The organism is Nocardiopsis sp. NPDC007018, from assembly GCF_040635075.1.
Taxonomy (GTDB): Bacteria; Actinomycetota; Actinomycetes; order Streptosporangiales; family Streptosporangiaceae; genus Nocardiopsis.
In genome coordinates this window covers 124,574-140,039 of sequence record NZ_JBEYHA010000001.1, presented here as the reverse complement: position 1 = coordinate 140,039, position 15,466 = coordinate 124,574, and the positions used below count along the sequence as shown (strand labels likewise).

15 protein-coding genes are annotated in these 15,466 nt (G+C 72.8%); 9 read left to right on the top strand and 6 right to left on the bottom strand.

The window, feature by feature from the left end; genetic code table 11:
• Nucleotides 1–43: 43 nt before the first annotated feature.
• Together dtd and ABZ635_RS00680 are read right to left on the bottom strand one after the other, a co-directional pair.
• Nucleotides 44–469, bottom strand: a complete 426-nt coding sequence (gene dtd, locus ABZ635_RS00685) for a D-aminoacyl-tRNA deacylase (RefSeq protein ID WP_357756734.1) — start codon at nt 467–469, stop codon at nt 44–46.
• Nucleotides 470–517: 48 nt separating this feature from the next.
• The gene (locus ABZ635_RS00680) at nt 518–2,368 is read right to left on the bottom strand and encodes a DUF2207 domain-containing protein (RefSeq protein ID WP_357756731.1); all 1,851 of its coding nucleotides are present in this window, start codon (nt 2,366–2,368) and stop codon (nt 518–520) included.
• 213 nt (nt 2,369–2,581) lie between these two features.
• Here ABZ635_RS00680 and ABZ635_RS00675 point away from each other — a divergent pair, with 213 nt between their 5' ends.
• The 3 genes from ABZ635_RS00675 (at nt 2,582) to ABZ635_RS00665 (ending at nt 7,196) form a co-directional block, all read left to right on the top strand.
• Nucleotides 2,582–3,469, top strand: coding sequence for a neutral zinc metallopeptidase (locus ABZ635_RS00675; protein WP_357756922.1), 888 nt, complete (start codon nt 2,582–2,584; stop codon nt 3,467–3,469).
• A gap of 176 nt (nt 3,470–3,645) precedes the next feature.
• On the top strand, nt 3,646–4,623 hold the full coding sequence (locus ABZ635_RS00670; RefSeq protein ID WP_357756920.1) for a neutral zinc metallopeptidase: 978 nt from the start codon (nt 3,646–3,648) through the stop codon (nt 4,621–4,623).
• A 74-nt stretch (nt 4,624–4,697) separates the two neighbouring features.
• Nucleotides 4,698–7,196, top strand: a complete 2,499-nt coding sequence (locus ABZ635_RS00665) for a hypothetical protein (protein ID WP_357756729.1) — start codon at nt 4,698–4,700, stop codon at nt 7,194–7,196.
• Between the two features lie 147 nt (nt 7,197–7,343).
• On the opposite strand, the gene ABZ635_RS00660 is transcribed toward ABZ635_RS00665, so the two are convergent.
• The 3 genes from ABZ635_RS00660 to ABZ635_RS00650 form a co-directional block, all read right to left on the bottom strand.
• A complete protein-coding gene (locus ABZ635_RS00660) occupies nt 7,344–7,643 on the bottom strand; it encodes a DUF2516 family protein (RefSeq protein WP_017585774.1) in 300 nt (99 codons plus the stop codon).
• Nucleotides 7,644–7,799: 156 nt separating this feature from the next.
• Nucleotides 7,800–8,744: a M56 family metallopeptidase gene (locus ABZ635_RS00655; protein ID WP_357756727.1), complete on the bottom strand. Its 945-nt coding sequence runs from the start codon at nt 8,742–8,744 to the stop codon at nt 7,800–7,802.
• A gap of 5 nt (nt 8,745–8,749) precedes the next feature.
• Complete coding sequence (locus ABZ635_RS00650; protein ID WP_083926756.1) at nt 8,750–9,112, bottom strand: BlaI/MecI/CopY family transcriptional regulator; 363 nt, start codon at nt 9,110–9,112, stop codon at nt 8,750–8,752.
• A 175-nt stretch (nt 9,113–9,287) separates the two neighbouring features.
• Here ABZ635_RS00650 and ABZ635_RS00645 point away from each other — a divergent pair, with 175 nt between their 5' ends.
• Together ABZ635_RS00645 and ABZ635_RS00640 are read left to right on the top strand one after the other, a co-directional pair.
• Entirely contained in the window at nt 9,288–9,725 is a 438-nt protein-coding gene (locus ABZ635_RS00645; RefSeq protein ID WP_357756725.1) for a hypothetical protein, read from the top strand.
• Between the two features lie 2 nt (nt 9,726–9,727).
• Nucleotides 9,728–9,883, top strand: coding sequence for a hypothetical protein (locus ABZ635_RS00640; RefSeq protein ID WP_357756723.1), 156 nt, complete (start codon nt 9,728–9,730; stop codon nt 9,881–9,883).
• A gap of 33 nt (nt 9,884–9,916) precedes the next feature.
• Here ABZ635_RS00640 and ABZ635_RS00635 read toward each other — a convergent pair whose 3' ends face one another.
• Complete coding sequence (locus tag ABZ635_RS00635) at nt 9,917–11,230, bottom strand: deoxyribodipyrimidine photo-lyase (protein WP_357756720.1); 1,314 nt, start codon at nt 11,228–11,230, stop codon at nt 9,917–9,919.
• An 87-nt stretch (nt 11,231–11,317) separates the two neighbouring features.
• On the opposite strand from ABZ635_RS00635, the gene ABZ635_RS00630 reads away from it, so the two are divergent.
• The 4 genes from ABZ635_RS00630 (at nt 11,318) to ABZ635_RS00615 (ending at nt 15,421) form a co-directional block, all read left to right on the top strand.
• Nucleotides 11,318–12,289 carry a DUF523 and DUF1722 domain-containing protein gene (locus ABZ635_RS00630; RefSeq protein WP_357756718.1) on the top strand — a complete coding sequence of 324 codons (972 nt, stop codon included), beginning with the start codon at nt 11,318–11,320 and terminating at the stop codon, nt 12,287–12,289.
• Between the two features lie 164 nt (nt 12,290–12,453).
• Nucleotides 12,454–13,449, top strand: coding sequence for an alpha/beta hydrolase-fold protein (locus ABZ635_RS00625; protein WP_357756917.1), 996 nt, complete (start codon nt 12,454–12,456; stop codon nt 13,447–13,449).
• A gap of 120 nt (nt 13,450–13,569) precedes the next feature.
• On the top strand, nt 13,570–14,868 hold the full coding sequence (gene mshA, locus ABZ635_RS00620; protein ID WP_357756715.1) for a D-inositol-3-phosphate glycosyltransferase: 1,299 nt from the start codon (nt 13,570–13,572) through the stop codon (nt 14,866–14,868).
• 40 nt (nt 14,869–14,908) lie between these two features.
• The gene (locus tag ABZ635_RS00615; protein ID WP_357756712.1) at nt 14,909–15,421 is read left to right on the top strand and encodes a YbjN domain-containing protein; all 513 of its coding nucleotides are present in this window, start codon (nt 14,909–14,911) and stop codon (nt 15,419–15,421) included.
• The last annotated feature ends 45 nt before the right edge of the window (nt 15,422–15,466 follow it).

Here is a 15,466-nt window from a genome sequence, read left to right as displayed (position 1 = left end):
GCCTGGCTCGGGCTGACGCCGGACGGCCGCCGAGGCGGCCCCCTCAGGCCTCCAGCAGGACGGTGAAGGGGCCCTCGTTGGTCAGGGCCACGGACATCGTCGCCCCGAACACCCCGGTGGCCACCTCCGCTCCCTGCTCGCGCAGCTCCTTGACGACCGCGTCCACCAGCGGTTCGGCGACCGGCCCGGGCGCGGCCGCTTGCCAGGTGGGGCGGCGGCCCTTGCGGGCATCGCCGTAGAGGGTGAACTGGCTGACCACCAGGATCGGGGCACCGATGTCCGAGCAGGACTTCTCGTCCGGCAGGACGCGCAGCGTCCACAGCTTGCGCGCGACCTTGCGGGCCTCCTCCTCGGTGTCGGTGTGCGTGGCCCCCACCAGGGCCATCAGACCCGGTCGGGTGATCTCGCCGACCACCTCTCCGTCGACCGTCACCGACGCGTGCGACACCCGCTGTACGACAGCGCGCATGATCCCCCCCGTTCTCGTCCGTGCGCTCCCCGCTCCCCGGCGGGGCCGCTACCTCGATCGTTGCAGCTGGTTGAGCAGGCGTACGCGCCGGGTGTTGGTGATCAGGCCGGTGAGGGTGACGACGAAGGTGCTGATCGAGTCCGAGAAGTCCTCGATCCGCCACTCGCGGGGGCCCGTGTACCAGTGCAGTCCGTCGCCGTCGAGCTCCTCGGGGCTGAGGTCGGCGATCGCGGCGGCGGCGAGGATGTTGGCCCAGCGGTCCACGTCGTCGAAGATGACCGCGTACGGGAGGTAGCGCGAGTACAGCTCCACCCGCTCTCCGGGCGGCGCGCTCTGGGCCCGCTGGCTGAGGAGGTAGTCGCGAAAGCCCATGGTGTGGGCGTACACGGAGCTGCCGAGCCGGGTCTTGGCGGGCATGTACTGCGCTCCCGCGGTGACGGCCGCACCGGCGATGATCACGGCCAGGCCGGTGAAGGCCGCGCTGGTGAACACCGCGAGCAGGCCGGTCAGCACCACCCCGGCGGCGGTCAGCGCCATGCCCGCCGTCGTCCAGGTGCCGCGGACCCGGCTGGGCGACCGGGAGAACCACTTGAGCCGCACCATGTCGCGGTACAGCTCCTCGCGGACCCGGTCCACGCGCTCCGGGAAGTCGTCGAAGTGGCGTGCGGAACCCAGCTCGGACAGGCGCACGGACCGGCGTTCGCCGAACAGGGCGTCCAGCAGGAGCCACTCGGAGGACAGCAGGGTCTCGTCGGCGGGGCCGTCCAGGCGGACCAGCCGCCAGTCGACCGAGGTGAAGTGTTCGTGCGGCAGCTCCTCGACCCGGATGTGGCCGCGTACGGCCAGGTCGAGGACGGTGCCGGTGAGGTCGGCGATGTCCACGCGCTCGTCCACCAGCGTGCCGATCTGGCCGGGGTGGACGTCGTCCGGCGGGGCGAAGCGCATCCGGCCGTGCTCGCCGCGGGCCACGGGTGCGTGGTCGCCCTCGGCGGCCTCGCTGCGCAGCGCCCGTTCGTCGCGGCCCCTCAGGCGGATCAGGCCGACCAGCCCGCCGACCAGGACCAGCAGGAGGAGCCCGAACACGCTGGCGGTCCCCGGGGTGACCTGGAACGCCGACGCCAACGACCACCGGCGGCTCAGGAGGGGTTCGCCCTCGGCGGTGCCGGGCGGGTAGTTCACGACGATGTCCAGCCGGTCGCTGGGGGTCATGTCGGCCTGGAGGAAGTGCGCGACGACGGCGTCTCCGCCCATGTCCGAGGCGGTGCAGTACATGGCGCTGCGGGGCTCCCCCGCCAGGCACGACAGCGCCTCGGGGGGCTCGGGGGCGACGACCGTGACGTCGGTGGAGCGGACGGGGTGGCTGTAGGCGCCCACGGCCCGCCACTCCAGCTGCACCCCCTGGGCGACCTCGCCGACAGTGCCGCTCACGCGGTAGCTGAGCTCGACCCCGCGCGTGCCCTCGGTGGGGATGCGCACGAGCAGGGCGCCGTCGGTCTCCTCGGTCTCCACCTGGAGGCTGGTGCCGCCGGAGTCGACCGCCGTGACCCCGTTGATCTCGAACCGGCGGTCGTGGTCGGTGTCATAGAGCATCGTGGCGGTGAGGGCGCGGGTGAAGGTCTCCGGTGCGGGTCCCTCGAATCGTAGGGACTCCTCGCCGTGGAGGATGCCCCGTTGGTCCAGTTCCAGGCGGATGTCGTTGGTGATGACCGTGTCCGTGGCGGAACGTCGGGCGATGACCGCCGGTCCCTGCCCCGGTACTGTGGTTGCCGGTGCGGTCGCCGTCACCGCGTGCGCCGTTCCTCCCGGCCAGCCCACGGCGACCACCACGACCAGCGAGGAGTACACGAGCAGGGCCGTCGCCACCGCGACGGCCGGGCGCCAGGAGCCGACCCACCACATGACGCGAGAGCCTATCCGGTCCGTGAGCGGACCGTGCCCACGGGGCGCCCGGCGCGGTGCCCCGTACCGGTCCCCCGCCGGCAGCTCCGCCGACCGCCTCTCCGGCGCGCTCGGACCGGTCGCCCCGGGCGGAGGCGCGGTGCCGTGCTGACCCGCCGACGGAACCGACCCGAGTCCGACCCGTGGGCGGAACGCCCCGGATTCCTCCAGCGCATGGGGCTGGGTGTCTCCCTGTCCCTGGGGACGGGGCTGGCCGCGGTGGGGTTCACGGGGTTCCTGGCGTTCTCCGCACTGCTGCCCACCGCGCAACCGGCCTGGGGGGAGCCGATCGGACCGGACGCCACCCAGGTGCTCGCCGCCGAGGCGGAGGAGACCGCCGAGGCCGCCCCGGCCGCGGTCGAGGACCCGCTGGGACAGAATCCGCTGTACGCCAGGGGCGAGCTGGGTGAGGTCACGTGTCGGCCGCCGAAGATGGACTCCGACGACCCCAAGTCGGTGGAGGCCTTCGTGCACTCGATCGCGGACTGTCTGGACGCGGCCTGGGGCGCGTACTTCAGCGACGCGGGGCTCCCCTTCTCCTCCCCGAACCGGGTGTACTGGTACGCGGCGGGCAACAGCCCGTGCGGGCCCTTCCCCAAGGAGGGGACGGCGGCCTTCTACTGCCAGGCCAACCAGGGCCTCTACCTGGGGGTGGAGGACATCGTGGCGGCGTCGGCCGGCAGCGAGGAGGCCGAGGCGTACACGTTCCTGCTCAGCCACGAGTACGGCCACCACGTCCAGGGCCAGTCGATGATCCTGGCCGAGTTCCGCTCGCTGCGCGCCAACGCCGACGAGGAGACCGCCGACGAACTCACCCGGCGCAACGAGCTCCAGGCCAACTGCCTGGGCGGGGTGTTCGTCGGCTCCGCCGGGGAGTCCCTCGGTTACGGACGCTCCGAGCGAGCCAATATCCTCGACTCCGTTGGGCTGCGCTCCGACCACGCGGGCACGAGCACGCACGGTTCGGTGGAGAACGGTCGTCTGTGGACCGCGCACGGTCTGGACCGCCGTGACCCGGCGGCCTGCAACACCTGGGAAGCCCGCGAGGAGCTGGTGCGGTGAGCGGTGACCACGAATCGGGGGATTCCTCCGATCCCTCCGGCGGCGGCCCCGGACCCGGCCCCGGGCGTGGGCGTTCCCCTGTTCCCAGGGGGCCGTACTCGGACCCGAACTCCGAAGGCGCGTACTCCGCGGGTGCCCTCACCCCCGTCCGCGCCCCGTCGGCGACACCGACCCGGCTGGAGCACTCCCGCAGGGCCCACCGGACCAACCGCAGGGTCTTCAGCGCGGTGTGCGGGCTCGTGGTGGCCCTGTTGGCGCTGTCGCTCCTCTCCTGGACCACCGTCGACGGGGACGGCGCCGCCACGGACACCGTCTCCGAGAGGGCGGAGCCGGTCGGCGGCGACGACAAGCCCGGCCAGCCTCCCGGCCCGACGGCCCAGGCCCCCACCGGCCAGCTGGCCCTGCCCGGGCGTGAGGTGCCCGACCGGCCCACCGGGCGCCTGGCCCTGGTCGACAACCCGGTCTACGACACCGGACGGCTGAGCCCGCTGCCGTGCCCCGTTCCCGAGCTGGACGTCGACGACCCCGGCTCCATGGCCGACTTCCTGCACCTGGTCGCCGACTGCCTGGACGACGTGTGGAAGACCCAGTTCGACCGCGCGGGCCTGCCGTTCTCCCCGCCGGACCGGGTGTTCTGGGAGGAGCCCGGGGTGAGCCCCTGCCGCGCCTACCCGTCCCCGGCCGGGGCGTTCTACTGCCGGGCCAGCGGGGCGATCTACATCGGTACGACCGACGTGGTGGAGAAGTGGAACGGCTCGGAGGACAGCGTCGTGTACGCCTCACTGCTGGCCCACGAGTACGCGCACCACGTGCAGGGCGAGTCGGGCCTGCTGGAGTACTACCACCAGCAGCGGCAGCTGGAGGACGACGACGAGGGCCGCAACTCCTGGACGCGGCGGGGCGAACTCCAGGCCAACTGCCTGTCGGCGGCCTTCCTCGGGTCGGTCCGGGTGAGCTATCCGCTGTCGGACTCCGACCTGTCCACGCTCCTGGACGACGCCTCGGCCACCGCCGACCGTCCGGACGGGCCGGAGGAGGACCGCACGCACGGGTCCGCGGACAACAGCGTTCGGTGGACCAGGACGGGCTGGGACGAGCAGTCGGCGGGTGCCTGCAACACGTGGGCCGTGGAGGACGAGGCACTGGTGGAGTAGGACCGGGGCCCGGCGTTGTCCACAGGTTCCGGTTCCGCGTGTTTCATCGCCACCCTGCGTGGCAGGATGCTGACATGCCGGACACCCCCGCTCCTTCCGGCTCGTACGAGCCGGAGCACCCGTCCCCAGCCTCCCGAACCCCCTCCGCCACGAGGGCCCCGAGCGCCCGACTCCCGGTGGACACCACGGTGACCGCCGTCGTCCCCCCGGTGTCCCCGACCGAGGAACCCCCGACCGCCCCCACCCGTAACTGCGTGGAACTGCGCGTGCACGGGGTGAGCGGGGGCCAGGCCGAGGAACTCCTGGACGTGGAGCCCGCCATGCGGGTGGGCGGCGACCGCCTCGCCGGGTTCTTCCGCTGGCGGCGCGAGCCGGACACCCAGAGCGTTCCGGGGGTACGGCGCGAGATCTTCGCCTGGGGCAACCTCACCTCGGGCAGCGCCTCGCGGGCGTTCTGGCTCCTGCTCCTCCCGTTCATGATGCTCAACGTGGCGTACTGGATGCGGCCGGGGCACATGGTCCGGGGCCGTACCGGGGTCCGCAGAGCGGCCAGCACCGCCTACGGCGCGGGGGTACGCCTGCTGGCGCTGTCGTTGACGGTGCTCATCACCCTGGCCGCGGCCGGGGTGGGCATGGACCTGGTGGGGTGGCAGTGCGCCGGGCTGGGCGAGGCCTGTGTCCAGGCGCGCCCGTGGCTGGGGTTCCTGGCGTCGCCGTCCTCACCGCTGTCGACGCCGGGGTGGGGGCTGCTGGTGGGCGCGGTGCTGCCCGCGGCGGTGGTCCTGGTGCTGTGGCGGCTCTCCCGCAGAACGGCGGCCGACTACGAGGTCGTGACCGGTCCGGTACCGCCGGACCACTCCGAGGACGCCCCGCTGAGCCAGCCGGACTTTTGGCGCAACAGCGAGATCATGGCCCGTTTGAGGTCGGCGCACATCGCCGTGGCGGTGGCCACCGTAGCGGCCCTGCTGTTGGTGCCCGCTCTGGCGTTCGACCTGGCGGAGCGCGGCACGGGGGCGCCGACCGATCCGGCGCCATGGTGGATCGGGGCCGTGCTGGCGGTGCTGTTGGGGTCCGTGGCGGCGGCGAGTTCCGCGAGCGTGCTGGTCCCCGGGATGGACCCCCGGTGGAACGCGCGCGCCGACCGGTTCTGCCGGGTGCTGCGCGACACCACCCTGCTCCTCGTGGCGGCCGTGGCGGTGTACACGGTGTGGCCGCGCCCGGGTTGGGCCGCGCAGGGGCGCCTGCCCGGGAGCGGCACCATGCTCAACACCCTCTTCGCCGTCCAGGGCGTGCTGGTGGCGCTGCTCCTGGTGGCGGCCCTGGTGCTGTTCGCGGTGGACCGACCGCACGAGCGGACCGCCATGCGCGGGCTCGCGGGACCGTCGACGGCCGCGCTCGGCACCCTGCTGGGCGGGGGGTTCTCGGCGGCCGTGGTGTACCAGGGGTCGCGCTGGCTGAGCGGTTGCGGCTCCGTGAACGCCCCGGAGGCCGACTGCCTGCCGTTGTCGCCGCCGACCGCCTACTCGTGGTTGCAGTTGGCGTTCGCGTTCGAAGCGGTGATCGTGCTCGCCCTGGTGGCGGTGCTCGCGCTGCGTCTGCGCGGCGCGGTGCGGGCCGAGCTGCCGGAGGTCACCTCGCTGTACTCGCGGAGTGTGCGGGACCGCCGCACCTGGGACATCGCCCGCGCACGGGCCTCGGGTCGGATGACCGAGGTACTGCCCACCGTGCTGGCCGCGCTGCTGCTGCCAGCGGTTCCCCTGGTGGGGTTGGCTCTGTACTCGATCATCACCGGCAACCTGGTGGCCGGGCCCGTGGACGCCCCCATGGCGGTGGCCGGGGAGCTCCAGGGCGTGGCCCAGGGGGCACTGGACGCTCTGGTGGGTGTGGGTTCGATCATCGGTGCGGCGAGCCTGGTGGCCCTGGTGTGGATCGGTCGGAGCGCCTACCGGGACCGCCCGACCCGGCAGGCGGTGGGCGCGGTCTGGGACGTGGGCACCTTCTGGCCCCGGGTGGCGCACCCGCTGGCCCCGCCGTCCTACGCGGAACGCGCGGTGCCGCAGCTGACGGCACGCGTGGCGAGGATGGCCGACGAGGGCACCGAGGTGGTGCTCTCCGGCCATTCGCAGGGGTCCGTGCTGGCGGCGGCCACCGTGTGGCAGCTGCCCCGGAGCTGCCGGGGGCGGGTCTCGCTGCTCACCCACGGATCACCGCTGGACCGGCTGTACGCACGGTACTTCCCCGCCTACTTCGGCCCGGCGTCCTTCGCGGATCTCACCGGCCGGGTGTCGGCCTGGCGCAACCTGTGGCGGGTGACCGACCCGATCGGTGGACCGGTCAGACGCCGGGGTGCCGAAGGTGGCGGGGAGGTCCTGGACGTGGTCGCCCACGCGGAGCCGCTACCCGACCCCCGCTCCTACGACGCTCCGCCCGGGGAGGCCAGACGCCCGGAGATCCTGGGGCACTCCCACTACACGAGCGACCCGGCCTACGCCGGGGCCCTGTCCGAGATGCTGCCGAGGGAACCCGTGGCACCGAGGCGGGAGCCGCCGGGCGGACAGCGACGAGGCGGGTGAGGCCCCGGCACGGCGGGCCCCCGCGCCGTGAGCCGGGGCCGTGAGCCGGGGGCCGAGCGCAGCGCGGACGGCCACTGGCTGCCACGGGAGTGGACCCGGTGGGGACTCGGCACCGCTCGGCGGAGCCCGCCGGGTCGTGAGCCGGGGTTACCAGGGGCCGTAGGGGCCGTTGTTCTGGTTGCCGCCCACGCCCTTCACGGCGGGGCGGACGTCCAGCAGGAAGATGAGGGTGGCGACCAGGCCCAGGATGACGAACATGCCGGTCCCGGTGAGGACCGCGAGCAGGGAGACACCGGTGGCCACACCGGTGAGGATCACCCACAGCTTCTTGGTCTGCTTGTCCATCACCACGAAGGCCTGCTCGGGTGTGCGCAGGGCCTCGATGAACGCGTAGAGGCTGGCCACGAAGGTCACGAGGTAGATCAGCTGCCAGATCCAGAAGAACAAGACTCACTCCAGTCGCCACACGCGTCCGAACGGGGTTCCGCCCGCTCTCCACGTTAAACGGACCGGGTGCGGGGATCGTGCCCGAGCGAGGGGAGGATCACGAACGGGCCGATCTCACGGGGAGTCGGCTCCGGGCGGGCGCGTCGCGGCCGCCGGTCAGATCGGGATGTGCCAGAGACAGGTCACGGTGGCCAGCAGGAAGGCCGAGGCGCCCATGATCACGGCGCCCGCGTGGTAGGGAAGCTCGGTGTCGGGGCGCAGGAGCCGGTTGACCCTGCGCATCACGCCCGGTTCCGCGGCGTGCACGGCGGCCATGGCTCCGGCGGGAACCGGGGCGGGGCCGGCGGCACCGAACCGGAGCAGCGCCATGGCGAGTTCGCGGGAGGAGCTCCTGCGGCGGGCCTGGTCGTCGGCGCACATCTCGATGAGCAACGCGACGCTCTCGTAGTAGGTGCGCACCAGGTGCACGCGCGGGAAGGCCCGCTTGAGGGAGGAGAACGGGAGCAGCACCAGGTCGTGGCGCTCGCGCAGGTGGGCGTGCTCGTGGGCGAGCACGGCGGCGAGTTCGCGGGTGTCGAGCACCTCCAGCGCTCCGGCGCTGATCACCACCTGGGAGCGCAGCACGCCGGGCAGGCAGTACGCGGCGGCCGCGGGGTGGTCGACCACGCGCGCGCCGGGAACGTCGGGGTGCTCGCTGGCCACCAGTTCGAGGAGGTCGTGGTGGCGTCTTCGCACCCGCACCACCTGGACGAACGAGGCGACCAGACCGGAGAAGAGCACGAGGGTCAGGACCACCGCCAGGGCGACGGCCACGAGGTGGCTCACGCCCTCCACTCCCTGCGAGAACTCGGAGATGATGAACTCGCCGGTGTAGAGGTCGGTGGCGGCGGCCAGCAGGCCGCCCGCGGCGCCGAGCTCGTAGGAGGACAGGCCGTAGGCCAGCAGGGCGCCGATGGTGGACACGCCCCAGGCCAGGCCGAGCGCCTGCCAGGCGATGACCGCCGTGTAGGGACCACGGGAGGGCCACTTCGCCCGGTGGAGAACCTCCATGGCGACGAGGCAGCTGACCGCGACAAGGGTGAGGAGGGCGGCACTGACCATACGGACTAGTTCCTTGGCTGCTCGATTTCCGCGAGTGCGCGACGGAGCGCTTCAGCCTCCTGGCCGTCCATGGACTGGACGAAGGCGGCCAGGGCCGCGTCGCGGTCGACCGTCTGACCGAGTGCGTCGAACATCAGCTCCGACACGTAGTTCTCGCGGCTGGCTGCCGGACGGTAACGCCACGCACGTCCCTCACGTGCCCGGTCGACGACCTTCTTCTTGGCCAGTCGGTCGAGCACCGTCATGACGGTCGTGTGGGCCAGGTCCCGCTCGGCGAGAGCCTTGCCGACCTCGCGAACCGTCATTGGTTCGTTGCGTGCCCACAGTACATCCATCACCGCGCGTTCAAGTTCGCCAAGCCGATTCATGTTCACAAGTCTACGACCGTTAGTACTACTTGCCGTAGCACCCCCACGTTAGATCGGAATGCCCGTGGGGGAAGGGGTGCGGGACCCCGGCGTCGGGCGGGGCGCCCCGCCGTTCGGGGGGACGGGTCCAGCACCCGTCTACCGTGCCGCCTCCGTCCGACGTACGCTCCGTTCCATGGGACACCGGCATCCGAGCAAGCTCAAGAACCCCGAAGTGAGTCACGCGCGGGCCCGATGGCTGCTGCGGGCGGAACTCGCCGGGTGTGGCGCGTGCCGGGCCGAGGGCGACGAGGACGCCCTGTCCGATCTCGTGTCGGGCGGCGTCTTCGACTCCCTGATCACGGGGTTCGTCCTGTCCCGCGTCCAACAGTGGCACTCGCCGAGCCGCCCCGCGCGGTATCCCGCCACGGTGTACCGCATCGCCCCCATCGACGAACGCGACTTCTGGCGGCCCCCGACCCAGCACTGCATGCGCGTGTGCACGGTGACGGGCTCCGACGGGGACCGTGTGGACACCCTCCCCGCTCTCCGGGAACTGCGCCTGATGTCGGCCTCGGACCGCTCGCTGGTCCTGGACGACGTCGTCGACGGGCTGGCCGAAACGGAAGGTTGACCTTGAACGCCCTGCTCCGGCTCCCCCTCCTGGCCCTCCCCGGACCCCGGATGTCCCCCAAGCACGACAAGCCGATCGTCGGCCTGTGCGAGAGGTGCGGGGAGTACCTCAACGCCGGGGTGCGCACCTGCCCCAACTGCGGTCACTACAACGGGTGAGCCGCCCGGCGGGTCCGTGTTCGCGCCCGCTCGCTACCTGCCGGGGTCGGCGATCGGGGACGGATACCCCTCGACCCCGTCCCCGTCCGCCTCCAGCCAGGGGGCGTGCGCCCGGGCCCCGGGCAGGTCCGCCAGTTCGGGCACGTACCGCCGCACGTAGACGCCCTCGGGGTCGAAGCGGCGCGCCTGCCGCGACGGGTTGAAGGCGCGGTTGGGCCGGGTGTCGTTACCGGTACCCGCCGTCCACTGCCAGTTGCCGTACTCGTTGGCCACGTCGCCGTCGGTCAGGTGCGCGTCGAAGTGCGCGGCGCCCTCCCGCCAGTGCACCCGCAGCGTCCTGGTGAGGAAGGCGGCGGTGATCATGCGGGTGCGGTTGTGCATGAACCCCTCCCGGAGGAGTTGCCGCATACCGGCGTCCACGATCGGCACCCCCGTCCGTCCCTCGCGCCACGCCGCGAGCGCGTCGGGGTCGCGCCGCCACTCGCTGTCGCGCGGACGGTAGTCGTCGGTGGTGATCCTCGGGAACGCCGCCGTGACCTGGTGGTGGAAGTCGCGCCAGGCGAGTTGGCGCACGAACTCGGAACCGCCGGGGCGGTCCCGGGCGGCGACGGCGACCTCCAACGGGGAGAGGCAGCCGAACCGGAGGTCGGCGGACAGACCCGAGGTGGCCGCGCCGGGCAGGTCGTCGTGGCGGTCGCCGTAGTCGGCCAACCCGTCGTCGAGCCACGCGCGCAGGCGGTCGCGGGCGCGGGTCCATCCCCCGGCGGCGCGGTCCGGGGCCAGGTTCCCCGTTCCCTCACCGTCGTGCGCCAGGTCGGGGAGCGCGCCCGGTTCGAGCCCCGGGGGCAGGTCGAGGGAGTCGGGCGCGGGCAGGGGCTCCCGCCACCGCGTACCCTCCCACGCGCGCCAGTAGGGGGTGAACACCTTGTAGTGGTCGCCGCCTGCCGGGGTCACCCCACCGGGCGGAACCACGGTGAGCCCCGGGTGGGTGCTCACCTCCAGCCCGGTGGCGCGCAGGGCCTCCAGGCGGCGGGCCGCGAATCCGGTCACCCCCGCGCTCAGGTGCACGGCGCCGGCCCCGGTCTCCTCCGCGAGCCGTCGCACCTCGGTGGCGGTGTCGCCCCGGCGCAGCAGGAGGTCGCCGCCGCGCTCGCGCAGGCCCGAACGCAGGTCCGCGAGCGCCTCGCCCAGGTGGGCGCGGCGGTTGCGTGCGGCCCTCCCGAGGATCGCCGGGTCGAGGACGAAGACCGGCACGACGGGCCCGGTGGCGCGGACGGCGGTCGTCAGGGCGGGGTGGTCGTGCGGGCGCAGGTCCTGGGTGAACAGGACGATTACGGGGGTGCCCAACGGGACTCCTTCACTTTTCGAGATCATCACACTACTGGGAGTGTTCAGTGGTGATTACCTGACGCCCCACGGGGTAGAGCCCCTCACATGAACCCGCCCAGCCGTCCGGTCGTCGGTGTCTCCAGCTGCCTCATCGGGGCGCCCGTGCGCTACAACGGCGGACACTCGCGCTTCAGGTTCCTCACCGACGAACTGGACCGGCACGTCTCGTGGCTCCCGGTCTGCCCCGAGGCGGAGATCGGACTCGGGATACCCCGCCCCACGCTGCGCCTCCAGGAGGGGCCGACCGCCGCCCCCGGCGGGGAACGGGTGATCTCCAGCAAGGACGGCGCCGACCACACGGACGACCTCGCCCGGGTCGCGGACCGGCACCTGCGCGAGTTGCGCCGCGTGGACGGCTACGTCCTCAAGAACAAGTCGCCGAGCTGCGGCCTGTACGCGATGCCGGTCTTCGACGGGAACGGCGACCGCCAGCGCGGCACGGGCCGGGGCGCCTTCGCCGCGCGTCTGACCGAGCTGCTCCCCCACCTGCCGGTCGAGGAGCAGGGCCGTCTGTCCGACCCCGTCCTGCGGGAGCACTTCGTGGAGCGGGTGTTCGCGCACGCCCGGCTGCGCGCTCTGCTGGAGGAGGGATGGCGCCCGCGCGACCTGGTGGCCTTCCACACCCGGCACAAGCTCCAGCTGATGGCGCACTCCCCGGACGGCTACCGGGAGACCGGCCGGATCGTGGCGCGCGCGGGCGACGGCGACCCCGAGGAGGTCGCGGCCTCCTACACCGACGCCTTCCACCGCGCGCTCGCCGTCAAGGGCAGTCGCGGCAGGCACGCCAACGTGCTCCAGCACGTCTTCGGGATGATCAGCCCCCTGCTGGACGACGCCCGCAGGCACGACCTGCTGGCCGCGATCGAGGACTACCGGGAGACGCAGGCCCCGCTCAGCCTGCCGGTGGCGCTGTTGCGGCACCACTGCTCGGCCGAGGGCGTGACCTGGGCGACCGAGCAGACCTACCTGCGCCCCTACCCCGAGGCACTGCGACTCCGGCACCCCGTCGCGGTCTGATCCGGGGCGCCCCGGGGACCTCCCGACGGGGGCCCCGACTCGGGGCCCGCCGACCCGGCACGTTCCATGCGAATCGAACACATTCGACTACAGTGGGTGACAGTTCTCGGCCGCGGCGTGCGCGGTTCCCGGTTGCCCCCGACCCCGACCCCGAGGTCATCGACGTGTTCGTCTCACTACCCCGACGCGCCGCAGTGCTCGTCTCCTCCTGTGCCGTCGTCCTGCTCGCCACGTCCCTGGCCACGACACCGCCGGAACGCCTGGTCGAACGGATCGGAGAGCACCTCGCCGCGCCCGAACCGGAACTGACCCACGGCCACGCGCTGTTCCCCCCGCAACCGCTTCCCACTCCCACGCCCATCCCGCACCCGGGGCAGGTCGCGGTGTGCCAGGAGCCCGGGCGCGACCAGGTCGTCACCCTGCCGGACACCGGGGCCACCGACGACGGAGGGCGCCCGGTGTGGATACGGCGGCCGCCCGGCCCCGACAGCACCGACCTTCCCGTCCTCTACCTGCTGCACGGTTCCGCCTCCACCCACCGCACCCTGATGGACGCGGGCCTGGGTGCCCGGCTGGACCGGCAGATGTGCCGTACCGGCGTGGAGTTCGTCGTCGCCGCCCCGTACGGGCAGGAGAGCGGGGGCTCCACCACCGAGTGGGGCGACGCCCACGACGGCCGCTTCGCCCTGGAGAGCTTCGTCACCGAGGACGTCGTCTCCGCCGTCGAGGGGGAACACCCGCGACCCCGGTCGCTGCGCTCGATCGGCGGCTTCTCCATGGGCGGCTACGGCGCGGCCGCCCTGGCGCTGCGCCACCCCGACCTCTACTCCCAGGTGGTCGGATGGGCCGGGTACTACCGCGTGGACGATCCGCACGGGACCTTCGGAGAGGACACCGCGCCGCACTCCCCCGACCTCCTGCTGGGCTCCGACGACGTACGCGACCTCAGGTTCCTGCTCGTGGAGGGGCGCTCCGACCACACCCCGCTCCAGCGGGGCAGCATCCAGGGGGAGGCCGAGCGCTTCTCGGCGCTGCTCACCGACCACGGTATGACGGTGGACACCCTCCGGCCGAGGGGCGGCCACGACATGGGGACCTGGACATCCACCTTCCCCGACACCGTGGACTTCCTCGTCTCGGGATGGACCGCTACAGGGTGATCCCGGCCGGGTCAACCCCGGCCCCCTCGGACGGTCCGGTGGGGAACAGTGTGTACCTTCGTCGCTGTTGACGACTACGGCTCGCACGCTCGTTTCCTACACGACTCGGAGGAACCCCCGGTGTCCGGACCCCTGCCGCTGGGAGAGAAGTCGGCGGTTCCCTCGAGGATCGCGACCGTCAGTCTCCACACCTCCCCGTTGGACCAGCCCGGGACCGGCGACGCCGGAGGGCTCAACGTGTACGTGGTCGAGGTGGCCCGGCGCATGGCCGAGCGCGACGTGGCCGTGGACGTGTTCACCCGCGCGACCAGCGCCGACCTGCCCCCGGTCGTCGAGCTGGCTCCGGGAGTCAACGTGCGGCACGTGCCCGCCGGACCCTACGGCCACCTCGACAAGAACACCCTCGCCGACCACCTGTGTCCGTTCGTGTTCGGGATGCTGCGCGCCGAGGCCCAGGGCGACCCCGGCCACTACGACCTCGTCCACGGCCACTACTGGCTCTCCGGCAGGGCCGGGGTGATGGCGGCCCGCCGCTGGGGCGTGCCGATGGTGCAGTCGATGCACACCATGGCCCGTGTCAAGAACGCCGCCCTGGCCGAGGGCGACACCCCCGAACCCGAGGCCCGGGTGCGGGGCGAGGACCAGCTGGTCCGGCAGGCCGACCGGCTCATCGCCAACACCGACGACGAGGCCCGCCAGCTCACCGGCTTCTACAACGCCCGCCAGGAGCAGATCAGCACGATCCCCCCCGGCGTCGACCTGGACACCTTCACTCCGGGCTCGCGCGGGCGGGCGCTGGAGCGGATCGGCCTTCCCCGGGACACCGAACTCCTGTTGTTCGTGGGGCGCGTGCAAAGACTCAAGGCCCCGGACGTCCTCATCCGCGCCGCCGCCGACCTGCTCGAACACGACCCCTCACTGCGTTCCCGCCTGGTGGTCGGGATCGTCGGCGGGCTCTCCGGCGGGGGCAGGCACGAGCCGCGGCTGCTCACCGACCTCGCGCGTTCGCTGGGCGTCGCCGACGCGGTGCGGATCGAGCCGCCGCAGGACCGACAGCGTCTGGCCGACTACTACCGGGCCGCCACCGTGACCGTGGTCCCCTCCTACTCCGAGTCGTTCGGCCTGGTGGCCGTCGAGTCGCAGGCCTGCGGCACCCCGGTGCTGGCCGCCCGGGTCGGCGGGCTGACCACGGCGGTCGCCGACGGTGTCTCCGGGGTGCTCGTGGACGGGCACGACCCCCGGCACTACGCGGCGGAACTGCACCGGATGATCACCGAACCGGCCTGGCGTGCCAAGCTGGCCGAGGCGGGCCCCCGACACGCCGCCACCCTGGGGTGGTCGCGGACGGTGGACGAACTCCTGGACGCGTACCGGGACACCCTCGCCCCGCGCGGGCTGCGGCTGGCCCAGGCCCGCTGACACGGGAGCGAGGAGGAGCGCAGTGACGAGAGGCGAAGGCGTGGCAGCGGAGACCGAGCGCGAAGGCGCCATCAGGGCGATCGACGAGGCCGTCGCGGAGGCCGGCCTGGAGGTCGAACGCCCGCGTGAGGGGTCGTTCCTGGTGACGCTCCCCGGCACGGCCAAGCTGAGGACCATGGTGTGGCTGGAGGCCGGACCGCACAGCCTCACCCTCACCTCGTTCTTCTGCCGCCAGCCCGACGAGAACCACGCCGCGTTCTACCAGTGGCTGACCCGGCGGAGCTCGGACATGTACGGGATGGCGTTCGTCTCCGACGACGTCGGCGACGTGTACGTCCGGGGACGGCTGCCGCTGGGCGGCGTCACCCCCGCCGAGGTGGACCGGCTGCTGGGCTGCGCGCTCACCTACTCGGACGAGAACTTCAACACCGCGCTGGAGCTGGGCTTCGCCACGGCGATCCGCAAGGAGTGGAAGTGGCGGACCTCGCGCGGCCACGACACCCGCAATCTGCGGGCCTTCGCGCACCTGGCGGAACCGCCCGCCGAACAGTAGGCCCCGCCGTGGGCGGCCCCCCGGGCGCAATCGCTAGGCTGGCCC